The sequence below is a fragment of the Pseudomonas helleri genome, from assembly GCF_045830615.1.
GTDB lineage: Bacteria > Pseudomonadota > Gammaproteobacteria > Pseudomonadales > Pseudomonadaceae > Aquipseudomonas > Aquipseudomonas helleri.
Window position 1 is genome coordinate 500,577 of the sequence record NZ_CP174501.1, and the last position, 17,294, is coordinate 517,870.

Here is a 17,294-nt window from a genome sequence, read left to right on the forward strand (position 1 = left end):
TTTCAAGCAGGGAGATGTGGGGCGATGCTAGGGCACCCGGACGTAATCGATTACCTCAACACGTTGTTAACCGGCGAGCTGGCTGCACGTGACCAATATTTTGTCCATTCCCGTATGTACGAGGACTGGGGCTTCACCAAGTTGTACGAGCGTATCAACCACGAAATGGAAGAAGAGGCACAACACGCTGATGCGTTGATGCGCCGGATTCTCATGCTCGAGGGGACGCCACGCATGCGCCCGGACGATCTGGACGTCGGCACCACCGTGCCAGAGATGCTCGCCGCCGATTTGCGCCTGGAATACAAAGTGCGTGCTGCACTGTGCAAAGGCATCGAGTTGTGTGAGCTGCACAAAGACTACGTAAGCCGCGACATCCTGCGCATTCAGTTGGCAGACACCGAAGAAGACCACACCTACTGGCTGGAAAAACAGCTGGGCCTGATCAAGTCCATCGGTCTGCAGAACTACCTGCAATCGCAGTTCTGATCGGCAGTCTTCACGCCCAACAAAAAGCCCCTGTCATTTCGCAATGACAGGGGCTTTTTAATACCGCGATTTAAGCGCGGTCGCGGATCAGTAACGGCTTCAGGTAGAAGCCGGTGTGAGACTGGGTCATCTCAGCCACTGCTTCCGGCGTGCCGGTCGCAATGATCTGCCCACCTTTCGAGCCGCCTTCCGGGCCGAGGTCCACCAGCCAGTCTGCGGTTTTGATCACATCCAGGTTGTGCTCAATCACCACCACCGTGTTGCCGTGGTCGCGTAGCCTGTGCAGCACTTCCAGCAATTGCTTGATGTCCGCAAAGTGCAGGCCGGTAGTCGGCTCATCAAGGATGTACAGCGTTTTGCCGGTGTCGCGCTTGGACAGCTCGCGAGACAACTTGACCCGCTGTGCCTCACCGCCTGACAGCGTCGTGGCGGACTGCCCGAGCTTGATGTACGACAAACCTACGTCCATCAACGTTTGCAGCTTACGCGCCAGTGCAGGGACTGCATCGAAGAACTCACGCGCTTCTTCGATCGTCATCTCCAGCACTTCATGGATGCTCTTGCCCTTGTACTTGATCTCAAGGGTTTCGCGGTTATAGCGCTTGCTCTTGCAGACGTCGCACGGCACGTAGATATCCGGCAGAAAGTGCATTTCTACCTTGATAAGGCCATCGCCCTGACACGCCTCGCAGCGCCCGCCTTTCACGTTGAACGAGAAACGCCCCGGACCATAACCCCGCGAGCGAGATTCAGGCACACCCGAAAACAGCTCGCGGATCGGCGTAAACAGCCCGGTATAGGTTGCAGGGTTGGAACGCGGCGTCCGGCCAATCGGGCTTTGATCAATGTCGACGACTTTGTCCAGGTGCTCCAGCCCCTTGATGCTGTCATGGGCAGCAGGTTCCAGGGTGGTGGCGCCATTGAGTGCGGTGGCACTCAGCGGATACAGCGTGTTGTTGATCAGCGTCGATTTGCCCGACCCCGAAACACCGGTCACGCAGGTCAGAAGACCAATCGGGATCTCAAGATCGACGTTGCGCAAGTTGTTGCCGCGGGCGCCCTTGAGCGACAGGGTCAGCTTCTTGTTGCGTGGCGTACGTTTGGCAGGAACTTCAATTTTCACCCGGCCAGACAAGTACTTGCCCGTGAGCGAGTCAGGGTGCGCCATCACTTCGGCAGGCGTACCCTCAGCCACGATATGCCCGCCATGCACCCCGGCACCCGGGCCGATGTCCACCACGTAATCCGCCAGACGAATCGCGTCTTCGTCGTGCTCAACCACAATCACCGTGTTGCCGATATCGCGCAGGTGCTTGAGCGTGCCCAGCAAACGGTCGTTATCGCGCTGGTGCAAACCAATCGAGGGTTCGTCGAGGATGTACAGAACGCCCACCAAACCCGCGCCAATCTGGCTGGCCAGACGAATCCGCTGCGCTTCACCGCCCGACAGCGTGTCGGCACTGCGGTCCAACGACAGGTAGTCGAGGCCCACATTCACCAAAAACTGCAGGCGCTCGCGGATTTCCTTAAGAATTTTGTCCGCGATTTCACCACGCCGTCCGGTCAGGCTCAGGCTAGTGAAATACTCAGTAGCATCACCAATCGGCATATTGGTCACGGCCGGCAGGTTTTTCTCACCCACCCACACATGACGGGCCTCGCGGCGCAGGCGGGTGCCACGGCAATCCGGGCAAGACTGCGTGCTAAGGAACTTGGCCAGCTCTTCACGCACCGTGGCGGACTCGGTTTCCCGATAACGGCGCTCAAGGTTCGGCACAATCCCTTCAAACGGATGCGCGCGCTTCACGATGTCGCCGCGATCATTCAGATAGCGGAAATCCACGTTCTGAGAGCCACTGCCGTACAGAATGACTTTCTGCTTGTCGGCAGGCAGTTCATTGAACGGCACTTCAAGGCTGAAATCGTAATGCTTGGCCAGCGCCCCGAGCATCTGGAAGTAATAGACGTTACGCCGGTCCCAACCGCGGATGGCGCCCTCGGCCAGGGTGAGCTCACCGTTAACCAGGCGCTTGATATCAAAGAACTGCTTCACCCCCAGGCCGTCGCACGTCGGGCACGCGCCAGCCGGGTTGTTAAAGGAGAACAGCTTGGGCTCAAGCTCACTGATGGCATGGCCGCAGATCGGACAGGCGAAGCGCGCAGAGAAGATGATCTCTTCACCCGGCTCATCGTCCATCGGCGCGACCAGCGCAATACCGTCGGCCAGCTTCAGGGCCGTTTCAAACGACTCCGCCAAGCGCTGTTGCAGGTCAGCACGCACTTTAAAGCGGTCAACCACCACATCAATGGTGTGCTTCTTCTGCTTGTCGAGTTTAGGCAGCTCATCCAGCTCACAGAGCTTGCCGTCCACACGGGCCCGCACAAAACCCTGCGCACGCAACTCCTCAAACACCGACAGGTGCTCACCTTTACGCTCGCGGATCACCGGCGCCAGCAGCATCAACTTGCTGCCTTCGGGCTGAGCCAGCACCAGGTCAACCATCTGGCTGACCGTCTGGGCTTCCAGAGGGATGTCGTGGTCCGGGCAACGCGGGATACCGACGCGGGCGTAGAGCAGGCGCAGGTAATCGTAAATCTCGGTAATCGTACCGACCGTAGAGCGCGGGTTGTGCGAGGTCGACTTCTGTTCGATCGAAATCGCCGGTGACAACCCTTCGATGGTATCGACGTCGGGCTTTTCCATCATCGACAAGAACTGGCGGGCATAAGCCGACAAGGACTCGACGTAACGCCGCTGGCCTTCGGCATACAACGTGTCAAACGCCAGGGATGATTTGCCGGAGCCAGACAGTCCGGTGATGACGATCAGTTTGTCCCTTGGCAGGGTCAGGTCGATGTTCTTCAGGTTGTGGGTTCGTGCCCCACGTATCAGGATCTTGTCCACTGCGGCCTCGCTTGGCGGGCATAACGTAAACGACTGAGTATACGTATCTGCGGGAAAACTGTGCAGGTCCTTGATGGCTGCATGTCATCAGCGGCTGCTGACGTTGGGTGTGTGTTCTGTCAGGCGTTTCTTAACTTTTACGTGACAAAGCGTCGCGGCCCGCTCCTGTGTGTGCTGTTACTCGATGGGACTGATAGAATCGCCGCCGGTTCACATGAGGTTTTTCCATGCACGATCCCCAAAGCGAACGCATGAGTGGCAGCGAGACCCGCGCAGCCAGCGGTCTGGCACTTGTGTTTGCGTTCCGAATGCTTGGCATGTTTATGGTGTTGCCGGTTCTGGCGACCTATGGCATGGACCTGGCAGGCGCTACACCTGCACTGATTGGATTGGCGATAGGCGCTTACGGCCTGACTCAGGCGCTCTTTCAAATCCCTTTCGGGATCATTTCCGACCGCATTGGCCGACGCCCGGTCATCTACCTCGGGTTGATCGTGTTTGCCCTGGGCAGCGTGCTGGCGGCTCAATCGGACTCTATTTGGGGCGTGATTGCAGGGCGCGTCCTGCAAGGCGCTGGCGCCATTTCGGCGGCCGTGATGGCGCTGCTCTCAGACCTCACCCGCGAACAGCACCGCACCAAGGCCATGGCCATGATCGGCATGACCATCGGCTTGTCGTTTGCCGTTGCCATGGTCGTCGGGCCGCTGCTGACCCGCGCCTTCGGCCTGTCCGGGTTGTTCCTGGCCACGGGGGCGATGGCGCTGCTGGGCATCGTGATCATCCGGTTTATGGTGCCGCGTTCTACCGACACCTTGCAGCACCGCGAATCCGGTGTGGCCAAGCAGGCCTTGTTGCCGACCTTGCGCCATCCCGACCTGCTGCGCCTGGATTTGGGCATCTTTGTGTTACACGCCATGTTGATGTCCAGCTTCATTGCCTTGCCGCTGGCGCTGGTCGAAAAAGCCGGCCTGCCCAAGGAGCAGCACTGGTGGGTGTACCTCACCGCGCTGCTGATTTCTTTCTTCGCCATGATCCCGTTCATCATCTACGGCGAAAAGAAACGCAAAATGAAACGAGTTTTGCTCGGCGCCGTCAGTACGTTGATGCTGACTGAGCTATTCTTCTGGCAGTTCGGTGACAGTTTACGAACGTTGGTGATCGGCACGGTGGTGTTCTTTACCGCGTTTAACCTGCTGGAGGCGTCATTGCCTTCATTGATCAGCAAGGTGTCACCGGCGGGCGGCAAAGGGACGGCGATGGGGGTGTATTCCACCAGCCAATTCCTCGGTTCGGCACTGGGCGGCATACTCGGCGGCTGGTTTTTCCAGCATGGCGGTTTGTCGGCTGTGTTCCTGGGATGCGCAGCTCTGGCTGCACTCTGGCTGGTCTTTGCTGTTACCATGCGCGAACCACCTTACGTAACAAGCCTGCGCTTGCCGTTGTCACCTCAAGCGTTGCGCGAAGCAGGTCTGGCAGAGCGTTTAAAGGCCGTTAAGGGCGTTACAGATGCAGTGGTCGTGACTGAAGAGTCTGCGATTTATATCAAATTGGACACCGAACTATTGGATCGCGCGACACTTGAGCAGCTGGTTAACCCGGCGCCGGTGCGCGAAGCCTAGGAGAACGTTATGGCCCGTGGGGTTAACAAAGTTATATTGGTCGGCACATGCGGCCAGGATCCCGAAGTTCGCTACTTGCCTAACGGTAATGCCGTGACCAACTTGAGTCTGGCAACCAGCGAACAATGGACCGACAAACAAACCGGTCAGAAAGTCGAAAAGACTGAATGGCACCGTGTATCGATGTTCGGCAAAGTGGCCGAAATCGCTGGCGAATACCTGCGCAAGGGTTCGCAGGTGTACATCGAAGGCAAGCTGCAAACCCGTGAGTGGGAAAAAGACGGTATCAAGCGTTACACCACCGAAATCGTGGTCGACATGCAAGGCACCATGCAGCTGCTGGGTGGCCGTCCACAGGGCGACCAACAAAACCAGGGCGGTGGTAACAACTACCAGCAATCCGCTCCGCGTCAGCAGGCACAACGCCCTGCGCCGCAGCAACAGCAGCAACAGTCGCGTCCAGCGCCGCAACAGCAGGCTCCACAGCCAGCCGCTGACTTCGACAGCTTCGACGACGATATTCCGTTCTAAGAATTACCCGGAACTTGATCGTAAAGTTTCATAAGAAAGCCCCTGAAAAGGGGCTTTTTTTATGGTTTTGCGACGCGAAGTTTTTAACCTTGCAGTGTTATTCTCATCAGGAAAATGCTCCGACGTGAGAGCGCCGACTCTCTCCTCGACTCAGGCAAGCACACATTCACCATTGACCGTCCGCCAGAGTTCTAACGGATTGCCATCCTGTAGCGCTGCCGGCATCAAAGCCGCAGGCAGGTCCTGATAACACACAGGCCGCAAGAACCTGTCGATGGCGCTGGCGCCGACCGCGCTGCTGCGACTGTCCGAACTGGCCGGGAACGGGCCGCCGTGCACCATCGCGTGCGAGACCTCGACGTTGTTCGGGTAACCGTTCGCCACAATCCGCCCCGCCTTGCGCTCAAGGATGGGCAACAGTTTTCTTGCCAGCCCATGATCAGCGTCATCCAGTTGCAAGGTCGCCGTCAGTTGGCCTGACAGGTGCTCGGCGACCGCCAGCATTTCTTCTTCATTCTTGCAGGCGACGATCAGTGAGCTGGGGCCGAATGTTTCGTCGCCCAGTCGTCCTGTCGTCACAAAGGTGGCTGCATCTGTGACGAACAATGCGGCTTGCGCTGCACATGGCTTTTGCGCGGGACCACCTTGCCCCAGCGTCGTTACACCGTTGATAGTGGCCGTTTCCTCGACACCGGCGAGGTAAGCCTGATGAATGCCCGGCGTCAGCAGGGTTGCCGCCGCCTTTGTGCGCAGGGTATCCAGGGCTGTATCGCAAAACTGCGTCAGAGACGGGCCTTCCAGGGCAATCACCAAGCCCGGATTGGTGCACAGTTGCCCCGCGCTCATTGTCAGCGCCTCGACGAATCCGCGGCCGATTTCGCTGGCGCGCATCGACAGCGCATACGGCAACAGGAACACGGGATTGATGCAGCTCATTTCGGCGTACACCGGAATCGGTTCGCTGCGTTGCGCCGCCGTACGCATCAGCGCCAGGCCGCCTTGTCGCGAACCTGTAAAGGCGACGGCCTTGATCGCGGGATGGCTGACCAGGGTTTGACCGAACAGATGACCGTCGCCTATGAGCAGGGAAAACACGCCCTCCGGTAACGAGTGGGCAGCGGCTGCTTGCTGAATCACCTGGCCAACCAGTTCAGACGTACCCAGATGAGCCTCGTGCGCCTTGACCACGATCGGGCAGCCAGCGGCCAGGGCGGCGGCGCTGTCGCCGCCGGCAACCGAAAACGCCAAGGGAAAATTGCTCGCACCAAATACGGCCACCGGTCCGAGGGCGATCTTGTGCAACCTCAGGTCGGGGCGAGAAGGGAGGCGCGTCGGCAACGCGCTGTCCAGGGTGGCGCCGAGGTAATGGCCATCGCGAACAACCTTCGCAAACAGTCGCAACTGGCTGACGGTACGGCCCCGCTCAATGATCAGGCGCGCGGCAGGCAATCCTGACTCCAGAGACGCGCGCTCGATCAGCGCAGCCCCCAGCGCCAAAATGCCCGTGGCAATCGCTTCCAGAAATTGAGCACGCTGCTCTGCCGTGGTCGCGCGGTAGCGATCAAAGGCTTGCTGCGCCAGCGTGCAGGCCTGATCAATCTCAGTCATACCGCCGACGCCGAAGTCGGGGCTCAGCGTTTCATGGGTGGCCGGGTTGATTGCACACAGCGATCCGTTGTCGCCACGCACAGCCGACTGGCCGATGAGCATTTTGCCGGTAATCATCATGTTTCCTATCGCTTGCTGTGCCATTGTCAGGCCTGATTTTTCGTTGAAATGAACTGTGCAGGCGGCTCGCTCTAGGTATAGCGGTAGCGGCCCAGCACAGCCTGCGGGTCCATCAACTGCTGCATGGCCCTGCTGATGTGCTGCACCTCAGGCGTCGTGTACTTGCTGTAATAAGCGGCATTCATTGGCCCGACACCATGCTCTGCACTGAAGCAGCCGCCGTTTTCGGACACCCGCTTATAAATGCCGCTACGCACAGCGACTATTTTGGCGATGCCGTACTGGGCGATATGCGCGTGCGGGACAAGCACAATCAAATGGCAGCCGCCGTCTGCAAAATGGCCGAAATCGTAAAGCTGTAGCAGCGGATGTTCCTGCGCTAGCCACTGCGCAGCCTGATCTCTGAAAGCCACTAATTGTGAGCGCGAAAACGCCACGTCGAACGAGAGCGGGATACCTTCTTTGGCGATGGCCAACGGCAGGTTGTCTCGCAGTGGCCAAAAGCTGCTGGTGTTACCCAGAACAGCGTCGAGAACTTGGCCGTTTTCATACAGCGCTTCCAGCACCTGTTCGGTTCGTTGCGCAAAAATCGTGTGCAAGCCAGGCATGCTGCTGGCGATCTCAATCAGGGCATAACAGCTTGCCGACGATTGGCTGAACGGGTGGCGTAGGGTGGGGAAGTTGCGCAACGTAATGGCAAGCGCCGCCTCGGAGATCACTTCGAACGCGCACAGCAGATCGCCAAATTGCAGTTCGAAGGCGTGCAGCACCTCAAGCGCTGTCCCATGGTCAGGCAAGGCAACAAACATGCTCTGTGTCGACTGGTCGATGCGTTTGAGCTCAAGCGTCGCCGCCGTGATGATCCCGAAGGCACCGCCGGTGCCGACAAACATCTGCTTGAGGTCGAGCCCGGTATTGTTCTTGCGCAACGGCGCGAGCAGCTGCACCACGGTGCCGTCACCATCGGCCAGCACCACTTCAATGCCGAGCAAGTTATGGCGCACGTCGCCATGCTTGAGCAAGCGACTGCCGCCGGCATTGGCGCCGATCAGTCCGCCTATCGCCGGATCGCTGCCGACATCGATAGGGAAGCACAGCGAATGGGGCTCCAATTGGCGATTCAACTCAGACAAGAGCACGCCAGCGTCGACAATGACCGTGCGGTTCAAGGGATCAACCTCGCGCACTCGGCGTAAGCGCGAAAGGGACACGATCACTTGCCTGCCGGAGTTGTCGGTGACGGCGCCGCCCACCAACCCGCTGCGGTTACCTTGGGCGATCAGCCGTATGCGATGGCGCACCGCGATGCGCATCAGCGCGCTGACAGCCTGGGTATCACGCGGGAGGACAACCGCCGCCGCCTTGCCCCGGCACTGCGCGACGTCGATTTCATAAGGTGCACAGGCCGCCCCGGTCAGCAGCGACGCTTGCCCCAGCACGTCGGCGACTTCGGTCAGGAACGCGTGGAGTCCCGATGCAGGTTCCAGATCGCTCATGGCGTCGCAACCACGCGTTTGAGCAACTGACTGCGTGTGAGCACCAGCGCGACGATCGGCAATACGCCTCCCAGCAACGTGTTATGGCGAAAAGCCAATGACACCGCGACGGCGACGGCAGCCGCAACCAACAGCATCACCGAAAGTTTTCTGATCAACCCATGATCGCTGCTGGCTTCGCCGATAAAACCCAGTGGCGAAAGCCGGGTAGCGCCCAAGCCAATCACCAAGACGCACGCCAGCACGGGTGCAGCCCCCAGCTCCTGCCCCCACACTTGCAACGCAGCGGTAGAGACCCACGCCAGCAGGGCGCCAATCATCAGGTACAGATCCACGCCCAGCGCGATCCAGTGACCTGGACGGTACTTGAACAGCCAGAACACGTGCGCAATGCTCAGCATACCGCTGACCACATACGCGGTATCCCAGCGCACGCCTGCCTCACCTGGGCCAAAACGGCCATACAAAAGGAACACGATAACTGGAATGAATGCGCTGGCATTCGACAAATAGGCACGGCCTAGCTTGCTGATAGACATGCTGGTTTCCTTGAATAGAGATGCAATGAAATGCCCGGGGTCGGGGCTTAACTTTTGTGCCAGCGGAACATGAAGGTCGCGGCGCTGAGGAACAAAGCGGTCCAGCCTGCCAGGGTCATCAAGGGCAGCCACAGCGAAGGCAGGGACGCGCCGTCGAGCATCACTTGGCGCAGTACCGAGACAAACTGGTTGATCGGAATCACCGAGAGAAAGTTTTTGATCCAGGCGGGCGCATCGTTCAACGGGATGGTCAGGTTGCCGAAGAACAGGGCCGGGTAATGGATCAGATGGCAGAGCAATTCGGTTTCTTTTATCGAGGCAGTACGGCTGGCCAGCAGGGTGCCGAGGCACAGCAACATGACGCCGCCCAGCACAATCACCGGCAACGCACGCAAGGTCTGCACACTCCACAGCGAGAGGTCGATGCCGAATCCATACCGCGCCACCAGCAGCAAGGAGCCCACCGAAATCAGCATCATGACCACCCGCGACACGACGATAGAGGCCAGAAAAACCAGCTTCGGCACAGGAAAGCAGGCGTAGATCTTGAGCGCGTTATGTTCACGCAAGCTGGCAATCGACAAGGCGGTGGACATGATGCCGAGCGACATCAAACAGATGACCAAAATGCCGGTGGTAAAAAACTGGCCGTAGTCGAAGGGCTTGGCGCCGGAGGTCGTGTCTTCGAAATGCACCAGATCTGCCGAGACAATGCCGCGCTTGGCCGCCGAACACCTGACCGCAGCAATCTCGATCACACGTGCGGCGGCGCGTACCGCGAGCTGGCCGTTGAAGTCGTATTGCACCTGCAACGGGCCATCGCCTGCCGGGAATACAATGCGCACCGTGTCTGCTGCGATGGCGGCAGTGTTGCTGACGGTCGAAAAATCGGCCTTTACAGGATCACCGCCCGCAAATGCCTGCTGGATTGCCACCTGGCAGTTGGTGTCCGGGCTGGCCTGGACGCCTGCCTCCACAAGCTCGATCTTGACCGTACCGAGTGAGCCTCGATGACCGAAAGCCATCAGCATCACGGTCAGCAGCAGGATGGGGAAGGCCAGTGCCCAGAACAGCGCCGACTTGCTGCGAAAAAAACCCAGCAGTTCGTTGCGCGTCAATATCGCCAGTACGCTAAGCATCCAGTTCTCCTTGGGCGCAGAGGTGCAACATATCGCGGTAGTGGGTGGGGCCGAATTCACAGTGCTGGAACGCAACGTTGCCGATCAGGCGGCGTATCAACGGCTCCAGCTCCTGCGTGCCATACACGCTGATTTCATTGCGTGATGGCATCGACAACCGCAGCGTGGTGTTTTCGCGTTGCAACTGGTGATAGATGGCGTTGACCTGATCAACATCGTCCAACTGCAAATAGGCATGAAAGGCGCCAACCAGGCTGTTCTTCAGTGACTCTTTATCGCCTCGATACTCAACCCCGCCGTTGCACACCCACACCACGTCGCTGGCGGCATCCAGTTCTTCTGCCGAGTGGCAAATCATGATGATCGTCAGGCCGGTCAGGTCGTAGCGCAGCAGGTGTGCGACGCGCTCGATATACGCGCGGTCAAGCCCGGTAAACGGCTCGTCAAGGATTGCAAGTTCCGGGTGGTGGGCCAGCGCCACGAACAAATCGAGCCGCTGTTTCTGGCCGCGTGACAGTGCCCGATAAGGCAGTTTGCGCAGCGCTTCGATATCCAGAGCCTGCGCCACCTGCGGGTCTTGCTTGCCGTACAGGGCCAGATGCAAATCGAGGATCTCCCGCACATTCGACGAGTCTTCATACTCGACCCGCTGCAATTGCACCCCCAGTCGCTTGCGGTGCCGGGTGCTTTGCAGAAAACGCGTCGCCGCCACCCCCAGAATCTGCGCTTCTTCCAGATGCGCCTGACGGAACCCGAGCAAGGCTTCGATCAGCGTGGTCTTGCCGGCACCATTGGGGCCGATGATGGCGGTATGCAGGCCGCGTCGGAAATGCAGATCGCGGACCTCGAAGCGGAAACTGCCGGCGCTGACCCGGATCAGTTTGGCTTCCATCGCATAAGTGGGCGTGGGTGCCAACTGCACCTCACGGTGCACGGCAGGTTCAGGCAGCCCGTGTTTGTCGTCTGTCAGCAGGATTGGACTGTTCATGGTCAATCGAACAACGCGACTTGGACATCGCGTTGGCCTTTGAAAGGATTGCGGCCATGGGCAACGGCAATGTTATCGATCAACAACAGGTCACCGCTGCGCCAGGGAAAAGCGATCTCCTGCGCCTCCAGCGCGTCGTAGATTGGCGCGATGTCAGCCTCCGGGATCGGCGTGCCGTCGCCCAGCCGCACATCGTAAGGGCGGGCCGGTTTGTCCTGATAGGCGTGCTGAATGTAGGCGTAACCCGGTTTGCCGAGGGAGCGGGCATTGTTGTGTTGGGTCGACAGTTGGTTGAACCAGATGGACTCGCCCGTCAGCGGATGTTTCAAGACGGCGTCACCGGTATGCGACACCGTGATGCTGCCGTCTTCGAGCCACTGGTAATCGAGGTGTGTCTCGCGGCACAGCTGTTCCACCCGCTGCGGATCATCGGTCAGAAACGCCTCATCCCAGGGCCGGTGGTATTCGCGCATATGGGTGTTGCGCGGTTCATTCTCAGGCGTGCTGGGTGCCCGGAAGTTGCGCACATACTGAATGCGCGCGGCGCTAAAGCGTTCGATCAATGGCGCTGGCAAGCGGCGAGTAACGGCTCGCATGTCACACAGAATGGTTTCGCCGCCTTCTACCGAGGGCTGTTTGCAAAAGAAGGCGAGTTTTAGTGGGTAGTGCGCCATGTAGGCCTTTTCCTGATGCAGGCCGATTTTCAGGGTGGGCGGGATACGGGTCGATTCGTAGACTCTGCCCTCGATATTTTTACGTGGCGTGGCGCCGCCGATATAACCGAACGCGTGCTCAGGATAGTTTTGCGCAATCACCTGGAAGTCCGCGTTTTCGCGCAAAGCAAAACCACGGAACAACAGGCAGCCGAATTCCAGCAGCAGGCTGTCAAAGATCGCCCGATGCTGGCGATACCACGTCGCAAACGCCTCGCTGTCATCGCTTAGCGTGTAGTCCACAGGCGTTATGACCAGCGGCATGGGCCCGTGTGACAGGAACCCGCACTGCACCTGCGAGCTGCTCAACAATGCCTGAAATTGTTCAACCCGATCTGTACGTTGATCCATAGCCTTGTCCCCGGCGAGTTGCCTATCAAGCCAACAAAGGTTTTTTAATAAGGATTTCAAAACCCAGTGCGCCCATGCCCGAACGAGGGCTGGTCACCACCGTGCAATGCTCCAGGCCCGCCTCGATAACCAGCTCGCGGGCTTCTTGCAGGGTGACTTTTTCTTCAACATGGGTCGGTGGATACCCCACCGAAGCGCGCATTTGAGTGAATTTTTCCAGCAACTCGGGGGCGACGTCGCGGCGCATGTCGTGCACCAAACCGACGCCGCCGGGCTGCAGTACGCGGTACATCTCGGTCAGGCTTTTCACCTTGTCCGGCAAGTGATGCAAGGTGGCGCGGCTGACCGCCATGGTCAGGCTGTTGTCCGCAAAGGGCAGGTCCAGGGCGTCGCCCACCTTGAGCTCGATGGTGTCGCTCAGGCCGAGCGCTTCGATGCGCGGTCGGCCACCCTCGAGCATGGTTTCGTCCAGATCCAGGCCGATGAAATGCCAGCCTTTCAATACAGGGTCTGCCGCCAGCCGTACCGGCACCACGACGGTGGCCGTGCCGATATCGACCAGGGCGCCGGGCGGCAGGTCGCGGGCAATCTGGCGGATGCGGGTAACAAACATCACGTCCCAGGGTTCCAGTGCTTGCGAGGCAAAGCGGTCGTATTCGTCGGCAGGCCGCAGGTTTTTCAATAACATTTTTAAGCTCCAGCAGTAGAGGGCGTTAAAAGAGGTTTCGGCGTTGGCATAGCCAGGGCGGTGTGCGTCTGGCTGTCTTACAGCCACCCCACTGGAACGGTGGCCAATAACGTGCGGGCGGCTTTGCTGCCGACCCCGAAAGCAGGACGATCACGCCGTTCGATGGCATGCGCGACCATGGCCGTCACCCGGCCACAGAGCCCCAGGCCGACACCCCAGCGGGCTTGCGTCACACCGAGATCGAGCAAGGCTGCGGCGGTGATGAAGTCAATGTTCGGACGCAGGCCTTTACGCTCCAGGACGTGGGCACACACGACGTCGAAAACCTCCAGGTAGCGCCCCCCGAATCCCCATTCTGCAAACAGGGCTCTGAGGTGCGGCGGCCGTGGGTCCTGCACGAACAGCTGATGGCCGAAACCAAACAACAGGTTGCCGGGCTGATCCAGCGCGTGATCGACCGCCTGGCGTATGTCCGCAGGGCTGGCTTGCGCACTGATGGTCTTGAGCCAGGTCATCGCTTCTTCGGCTGCGCCGACATGGTTAGGTCCGCTGGCCATAAACCCGGCGCCACGGCTTGGGCAATGCTGACACCGGTGCCGATGGCGGTACGGGGAACCAGCACTGTTGGCGTGATGTAGCCGAACCCGGCGTGCCAGGCCACCAGCAGGGCGTCGATGACACGAATGGACAGGGCGTCGATGCGCGTCGCGCCCATGGCAGCCAGCACGGCCTCGGCGTGTTTGTTCGGTACTGCGCCGTGGGCGGCATAACCGAGCGCCGCGTGTAGAAAGTGCGGTGTCGAGGCAATGCTGACCAGGCCCTGGATAAAGTCTGCATGCGTGGGCAAACCGTGCGCGCTCGCTTCGATCAGGGCGATATTTTCCAGCGTTGCCAAATCGCCGAGCAGGCCACAGGCTGCTGCCTGAACGATGCCGGCACCGCTGGCGGCCACGGCTTCGATGCCACGCCGGTAGGCGGGCTCCTGCGACAGGTGGCTGGCAATGCGGACCAATACCGCGTCAATGGCCTGGCTCTGCGTCGTGGACGGCAGGTTGCCAAACCATGCCAGCCACGCCGTGGGGAAGTCGACGCTGCCGATCAGGTCATTGAGGTTGCGACCCCTGACCCACAGGCCTTCATTGGGCTCCAGTGTGGCGCCGTCGATATTGGTGCCGCGATACAAGGTGCGCGGTCCGCCAAACAGGCTCTGCGCCGGTGCGGGTGCGGGCGTGTCGGCCTGGACCAACTCATCCAGCGTAATGCTGCTGTGGGCGACCAGCAGATTTTCTATGGCGTGGGCGTGCTGCGTCACGGTCGGCAGGATGTTGGCGAAAAAATACTGGGCGGTCTTGACCTTGCCACGGTAAAAAGCCGCTTCTTCAGCGCTTTGTGGCTGGCGCAACTGACGCTCTGCCAGGCAGGCCGATTCCAGCAAGACCCAGGCGCTGGCGGTGAGGCCGAGCATTTCCAGGAAGCGCGTATAAAACTGGCTGGTTTCGTGTGTGCGACCGGCACGCACGTGCTCATTGATACATGAGAGCGCCTGCTCAACGGCGACCATGGCGTTTTCCAGCAGCGGGAATTGGCCTTGCAGCTCAGTACCGGCACCCAGTGTGCTGTTCAAGAAGGCGTCCAGCTCTTCGCGCAGAAACTTGATCAGGCGTGAGTTCCTGCCAAAACCCAGCTTGTCGCGCACCAGGTCCTGGGACTGGATGTAATTGGTGCCTTCCCAGATCGACAGGATTTTCACGTCGCGGGCATTTTGCTCCACAGGGTAAGCATCGGTGTAGCCGATACCGCCATGCACCTGGATCGCCAACTCGCAGATTTTCCAGGCCTGGTCCGAGACGAAAGCCTTGCAGATCGGCGTGAATAGCAGCACCAGCTTGCGGAATTTTTCGACCTGGGCTTCGTCCAGTACCGGCTCGGCTTCCAGGGCAAACGCCTGGGTCGATGCGCCGGTCAATTTGCCGAGCAGCCCACGGCAGCCTTCTACCCGCGCCTTCATTTCCAGCAGCATGCGCTGCACGTCGGCGTGTTCGATGATGGGCACAGCAGGGGCGCTGGCATCGGACGTGCGGCTGATGGCTCGCCCTTGCAGCCGTTTGCCGGCGAAATCGGCTGAGTGCAGATAGGCGCTGGAAGCCAGGCCCAGGCCGATAATCGCCGTGCTCATACGCGCCTGGTTCATCAAGGGCACCAGTTGCAGCAACCCGGCATTCTTGCGATCGCCCAGCAGGACGGCGCGGGTGGTGCCGCTTCGACCAAACACCAGTTGGGTGTTGGCGCAGCCCTTCAAGCCCATTTTGCGCAGCAAGGACGTGCACTCGACATGGTTGTCTTCCAGCTCTCCCGTTTCCGGGTTAGGCCAGAAGCGCGGCACCAGCAGACAAGACAGCGAGTAGGAGGTCGAGGTGGTGGTATTAATGCGACCCAAGACAAAGTAAACGGTGTTTTCGGTCAGCGTATGCATGCCCGCCGAGATGTAGACCTTTTCGCCGCTGACGGCGTATTCGCCGTTTTCAAGAGGCTTTGCGACGGTGGTGACAGCCGTCAGGTCGCTGCCCGCCTGCTGCTCTGTGGCACAGAAGCACGCGTCCCAGTCGTAGTGCTGAAGCTTGCGCAGGTACGTTGCCTTTTGCGCTGCGGTACCGTGCAGCTTCAACAGTTTGATGGCCGGAAAATTGAAGCCGCCATAGGTCATGAACGCCGGATTGGCGCCCATGAACATTTCCTGGATGGCTTGCCGGATCAGCGGTGGCAATGCTGGTTGCTGCGATTCGCTGTCGTTGCCCAGTACCTGAATCCACTCATCCTTATAGCGTTGCCAAAGCCCGTGGAACTCTTTGGGGATCTCGACTGTGCCGTTTTCCAGCAAGCGGCACTCCTGCCGGTCGGAGGCTTGATAGGCTTTGCCCAGCTCATAAGCGAACGCTCTGGCGCGCTCCAGCAAGGCATCGTAGTAGGCACGGTTCTTGTCGTTGAACGGCGCCCGAGCGAGAAAAGTCTGGTCGGTTTTATGCAGTTCCCATAAAAAAAAGCGAAGCTCACGCAGGCTGACTTTATAAGCAGACATAGGTTTTCCTGATTAATAAGCGGTGTGATCTGGGGTCAGGCGCCAGCCTGGATCTCGGCCACAATGGCCCCGGCGGTGCCGCACAAGGCTGCATCCCACAGCAAGACGGTGGCTGTTTTACCGGGGGGGAGGCTGGCACGCAGGCGCATGAGCGACAGCAAGGGCGCCGCGCTCGAGTGGTGAGGCCGAGCACCGAATTCAAAATGCCGGTCTTGCGCAATGCCCAGTTCGCGGCTGACGCCCAGGGTGAAGCTGTCGCCGAACCCGGACGGCAGCACCCAATCGATATCGCTGGCATTCAGGCCAGCCCGCTCGATCGCCGTTTGCGCGGCGCTCACCGCCAGCGGATGCAGGCGTTCAGCCAAGGCGGCGGGCGTCAGCCCCCAAGGGTTGTCGATGGCCGCGCCATAGTGCACCGCCGAGGCGCGGATCGACCCCCAGCCTGGCCCGGCCTCACCGTCGCTATCGAGCAAGATGGTCGCTGCGCTGTCGCCGTACACCACTAGGTCACCCCAGGCGCGAAAGAAGGGGTAAAGCCACTTATCGGACGCCACCAACAGCACCTTGCCGCCAAGGCTGACCAGCGCTTCGATCATGCTCAGAGCGTTGAACACACCCGCCGTCCCCGCTTGGCCGATGGCGAAAGGCAAGGCTTTGGGCAAACCCAGTGCATGCTGGATACGGCCTGCGACCGATTCATTGATGCGTTGGTTAAGGGCGGCATTGGTCACCACAATGTGGGTCACTTGTGCCAGCGTGTCTGCCGGAATCTGTTCACGCAACAGCGCGACCGCTTCCAGCGCCAGGTCGGCGCCGCTTTGCACAGGGGGCGCTACCGGCAGTTCGATGCTCGCCGTGGGAAGCAGCCGCAGCGCCTCTTCGGCGTCGATCCTGCCTTTGCCGCGCGGCATGGAAAAGACCGCTGACTTGTACAGCAGATGGCCATAGCCGATGTTTTTTTCCCGGGCCTGTACCGCCTGGAACGGGGTCGTGTCGGGAACGTGAGAAGCGATAGCGCGAATTCGAAGCATG

Annotated in this window: 14 protein-coding genes; 3 read left to right on the forward strand and 11 right to left on the reverse strand. The window is 59.7% G+C overall.

Annotation, left to right across the window (positions count from 1 at the left end):
* The first annotated feature begins 24 nt into the window (after window positions 1–24).
* Window positions 25–489 carry a bacterioferritin gene (gene bfr, locus ACJJU9_RS02395; protein ID WP_048373825.1) on the forward strand — a complete coding sequence of 155 codons (465 nt, stop codon included), beginning with the start codon at window positions 25–27 and terminating at the stop codon, window positions 487–489.
* Between the two features lie 70 nt (window positions 490–559).
* On the opposite strand, the gene uvrA is transcribed toward bfr, so the two are convergent.
* Window positions 560–3,394, reverse strand: coding sequence for an excinuclease ABC subunit UvrA (gene uvrA, locus ACJJU9_RS02400; protein WP_407729957.1), 2,835 nt, complete (start codon window positions 3,392–3,394; stop codon window positions 560–562).
* A 227-nt stretch (window positions 3,395–3,621) separates the two neighbouring features.
* Between uvrA and ACJJU9_RS02405 the strand changes: the two genes are divergently transcribed.
* Both ACJJU9_RS02405 and ACJJU9_RS02410 read left to right on the forward strand, forming a co-directional pair.
* The gene (locus ACJJU9_RS02405; protein WP_048373821.1) at window positions 3,622–5,013 is read left to right on the forward strand and encodes an MFS transporter; all 1,392 of its coding nucleotides are present in this window, start codon (window positions 3,622–3,624) and stop codon (window positions 5,011–5,013) included.
* 9 nt (window positions 5,014–5,022) lie between these two features.
* Complete coding sequence (locus ACJJU9_RS02410) at window positions 5,023–5,544, forward strand: single-stranded DNA-binding protein (RefSeq protein WP_048373818.1); 522 nt, start codon at window positions 5,023–5,025, stop codon at window positions 5,542–5,544.
* A 150-nt stretch (window positions 5,545–5,694) separates the two neighbouring features.
* Here ACJJU9_RS02410 and ACJJU9_RS02415 read toward each other — a convergent pair whose 3' ends face one another.
* From ACJJU9_RS02415 to ACJJU9_RS02460, 10 genes are all read right to left on the reverse strand, one after another.
* Complete coding sequence (locus ACJJU9_RS02415) at window positions 5,695–7,272, reverse strand: aldehyde dehydrogenase (NADP(+)) (protein ID WP_407729958.1); 1,578 nt, start codon at window positions 7,270–7,272, stop codon at window positions 5,695–5,697.
* A gap of 71 nt (window positions 7,273–7,343) precedes the next feature.
* A complete protein-coding gene (locus ACJJU9_RS02420) occupies window positions 7,344–8,768 on the reverse strand; it encodes an FAD-binding oxidoreductase (protein WP_407729959.1) in 1,425 nt (474 codons plus the stop codon).
* A complete protein-coding gene (locus tag ACJJU9_RS02425) occupies window positions 8,765–9,307 on the reverse strand; it encodes a permease (RefSeq protein WP_407729960.1) in 543 nt (180 codons plus the stop codon). The genes ACJJU9_RS02420 and ACJJU9_RS02425 overlap by 4 nt, the downstream gene beginning before the upstream one ends.
* Window positions 9,308–9,354: 47 nt before the next feature.
* Window positions 9,355–10,446 carry an ABC transporter permease gene (locus tag ACJJU9_RS02430; protein ID WP_407729961.1) on the reverse strand — a complete coding sequence of 364 codons (1,092 nt, stop codon included), beginning with the start codon at window positions 10,444–10,446 and terminating at the stop codon, window positions 9,355–9,357.
* On the reverse strand, window positions 10,439–11,434 hold the full coding sequence (locus tag ACJJU9_RS02435; RefSeq protein WP_407729962.1) for an ATP-binding cassette domain-containing protein: 996 nt from the start codon (window positions 11,432–11,434) through the stop codon (window positions 10,439–10,441). The genes ACJJU9_RS02430 and ACJJU9_RS02435 overlap by 8 nt, the downstream gene beginning before the upstream one ends.
* A 2-nt stretch (window positions 11,435–11,436) precedes the next feature.
* Entirely contained in the window at window positions 11,437–12,498 is a 1,062-nt protein-coding gene (locus tag ACJJU9_RS02440; protein ID WP_407729963.1) for a TauD/TfdA family dioxygenase, read from the reverse strand.
* 25 nt (window positions 12,499–12,523) lie between these two features.
* Entirely contained in the window at window positions 12,524–13,186 is a 663-nt protein-coding gene (locus tag ACJJU9_RS02445; RefSeq protein ID WP_048373904.1) for a class I SAM-dependent methyltransferase, read from the reverse strand.
* Between the two features lie 77 nt (window positions 13,187–13,263).
* Window positions 13,264–13,743: a citrate/2-methylcitrate synthase gene (locus ACJJU9_RS02450; protein WP_407729964.1), complete on the reverse strand. Its 480-nt coding sequence runs from the start codon at window positions 13,741–13,743 to the stop codon at window positions 13,264–13,266.
* A complete protein-coding gene (locus tag ACJJU9_RS02455) occupies window positions 13,698–16,262 on the reverse strand; it encodes an acyl-CoA dehydrogenase C-terminal domain-containing protein (RefSeq protein WP_407729965.1) in 2,565 nt (854 codons plus the stop codon). Before ACJJU9_RS02455 ends, ACJJU9_RS02450 begins: the two co-directional genes overlap by 46 nt.
* A 35-nt stretch (window positions 16,263–16,297) precedes the next feature.
* Window positions 16,298–17,293: a hypothetical protein gene (locus tag ACJJU9_RS02460; protein WP_407729966.1), complete on the reverse strand. Its 996-nt coding sequence runs from the start codon at window positions 17,291–17,293 to the stop codon at window positions 16,298–16,300.
* Between the last annotated feature and the right edge of the window lies 1 nt (window position 17,294).

Excerpts from the sequence above, each read along its gene's own strand:
- bfr (WP_048373825.1), top strand. The coding sequence starts at position 25 with ATGCTAGGGCACCCGGACGTAATCGATTACCTCAACACGTTGTTAACC.
- ACJJU9_RS02405 (WP_048373821.1), top strand. The coding sequence starts at position 3,622 with ATGCACGATCCCCAAAGCGAACGCATGAGTGGCAGCGAGACCCGCGCA.
- ACJJU9_RS02410 (WP_048373818.1), top strand. The coding sequence starts at position 5,023 with ATGGCCCGTGGGGTTAACAAAGTTATATTGGTCGGCACATGCGGCCAG.
- ACJJU9_RS02415 (WP_407729958.1), bottom strand. The coding sequence starts at position 7,272 with ATGATGATTACCGGCAAAATGCTCATCGGCCAGTCGGCTGTGCGTGGC.
- ACJJU9_RS02420 (WP_407729959.1), bottom strand. The coding sequence starts at position 8,768 with ATGAGCGATCTGGAACCTGCATCGGGACTCCACGCGTTCCTGACCGAA.
- ACJJU9_RS02425 (WP_407729960.1), bottom strand. The coding sequence starts at position 9,307 with ATGTCTATCAGCAAGCTAGGCCGTGCCTATTTGTCGAATGCCAGCGCA.
- ACJJU9_RS02430 (WP_407729961.1), bottom strand. The coding sequence starts at position 10,446 with ATGCTTAGCGTACTGGCGATATTGACGCGCAACGAACTGCTGGGTTTT.
- ACJJU9_RS02435 (WP_407729962.1), bottom strand. The coding sequence starts at position 11,434 with ATGAACAGTCCAATCCTGCTGACAGACGACAAACACGGGCTGCCTGAA.
- ACJJU9_RS02440 (WP_407729963.1), bottom strand. The coding sequence starts at position 12,498 with ATGGATCAACGTACAGATCGGGTTGAACAATTTCAGGCATTGTTGAGC.
- ACJJU9_RS02445 (WP_048373904.1), bottom strand. The coding sequence starts at position 13,186 with ATGTTATTGAAAAACCTGCGGCCTGCCGACGAATACGACCGCTTTGCC.
- ACJJU9_RS02450 (WP_407729964.1), bottom strand. The coding sequence starts at position 13,743 with ATGGCCAGCGGACCTAACCATGTCGGCGCAGCCGAAGAAGCGATGACC.
- ACJJU9_RS02455 (WP_407729965.1), bottom strand. The coding sequence starts at position 16,262 with ATGTCTGCTTATAAAGTCAGCCTGCGTGAGCTTCGCTTTTTTTTATGG.
- ACJJU9_RS02460 (WP_407729966.1), bottom strand. The coding sequence starts at position 17,293 with ATGCTTCGAATTCGCGCTATCGCTTCTCACGTTCCCGACACGACCCCG.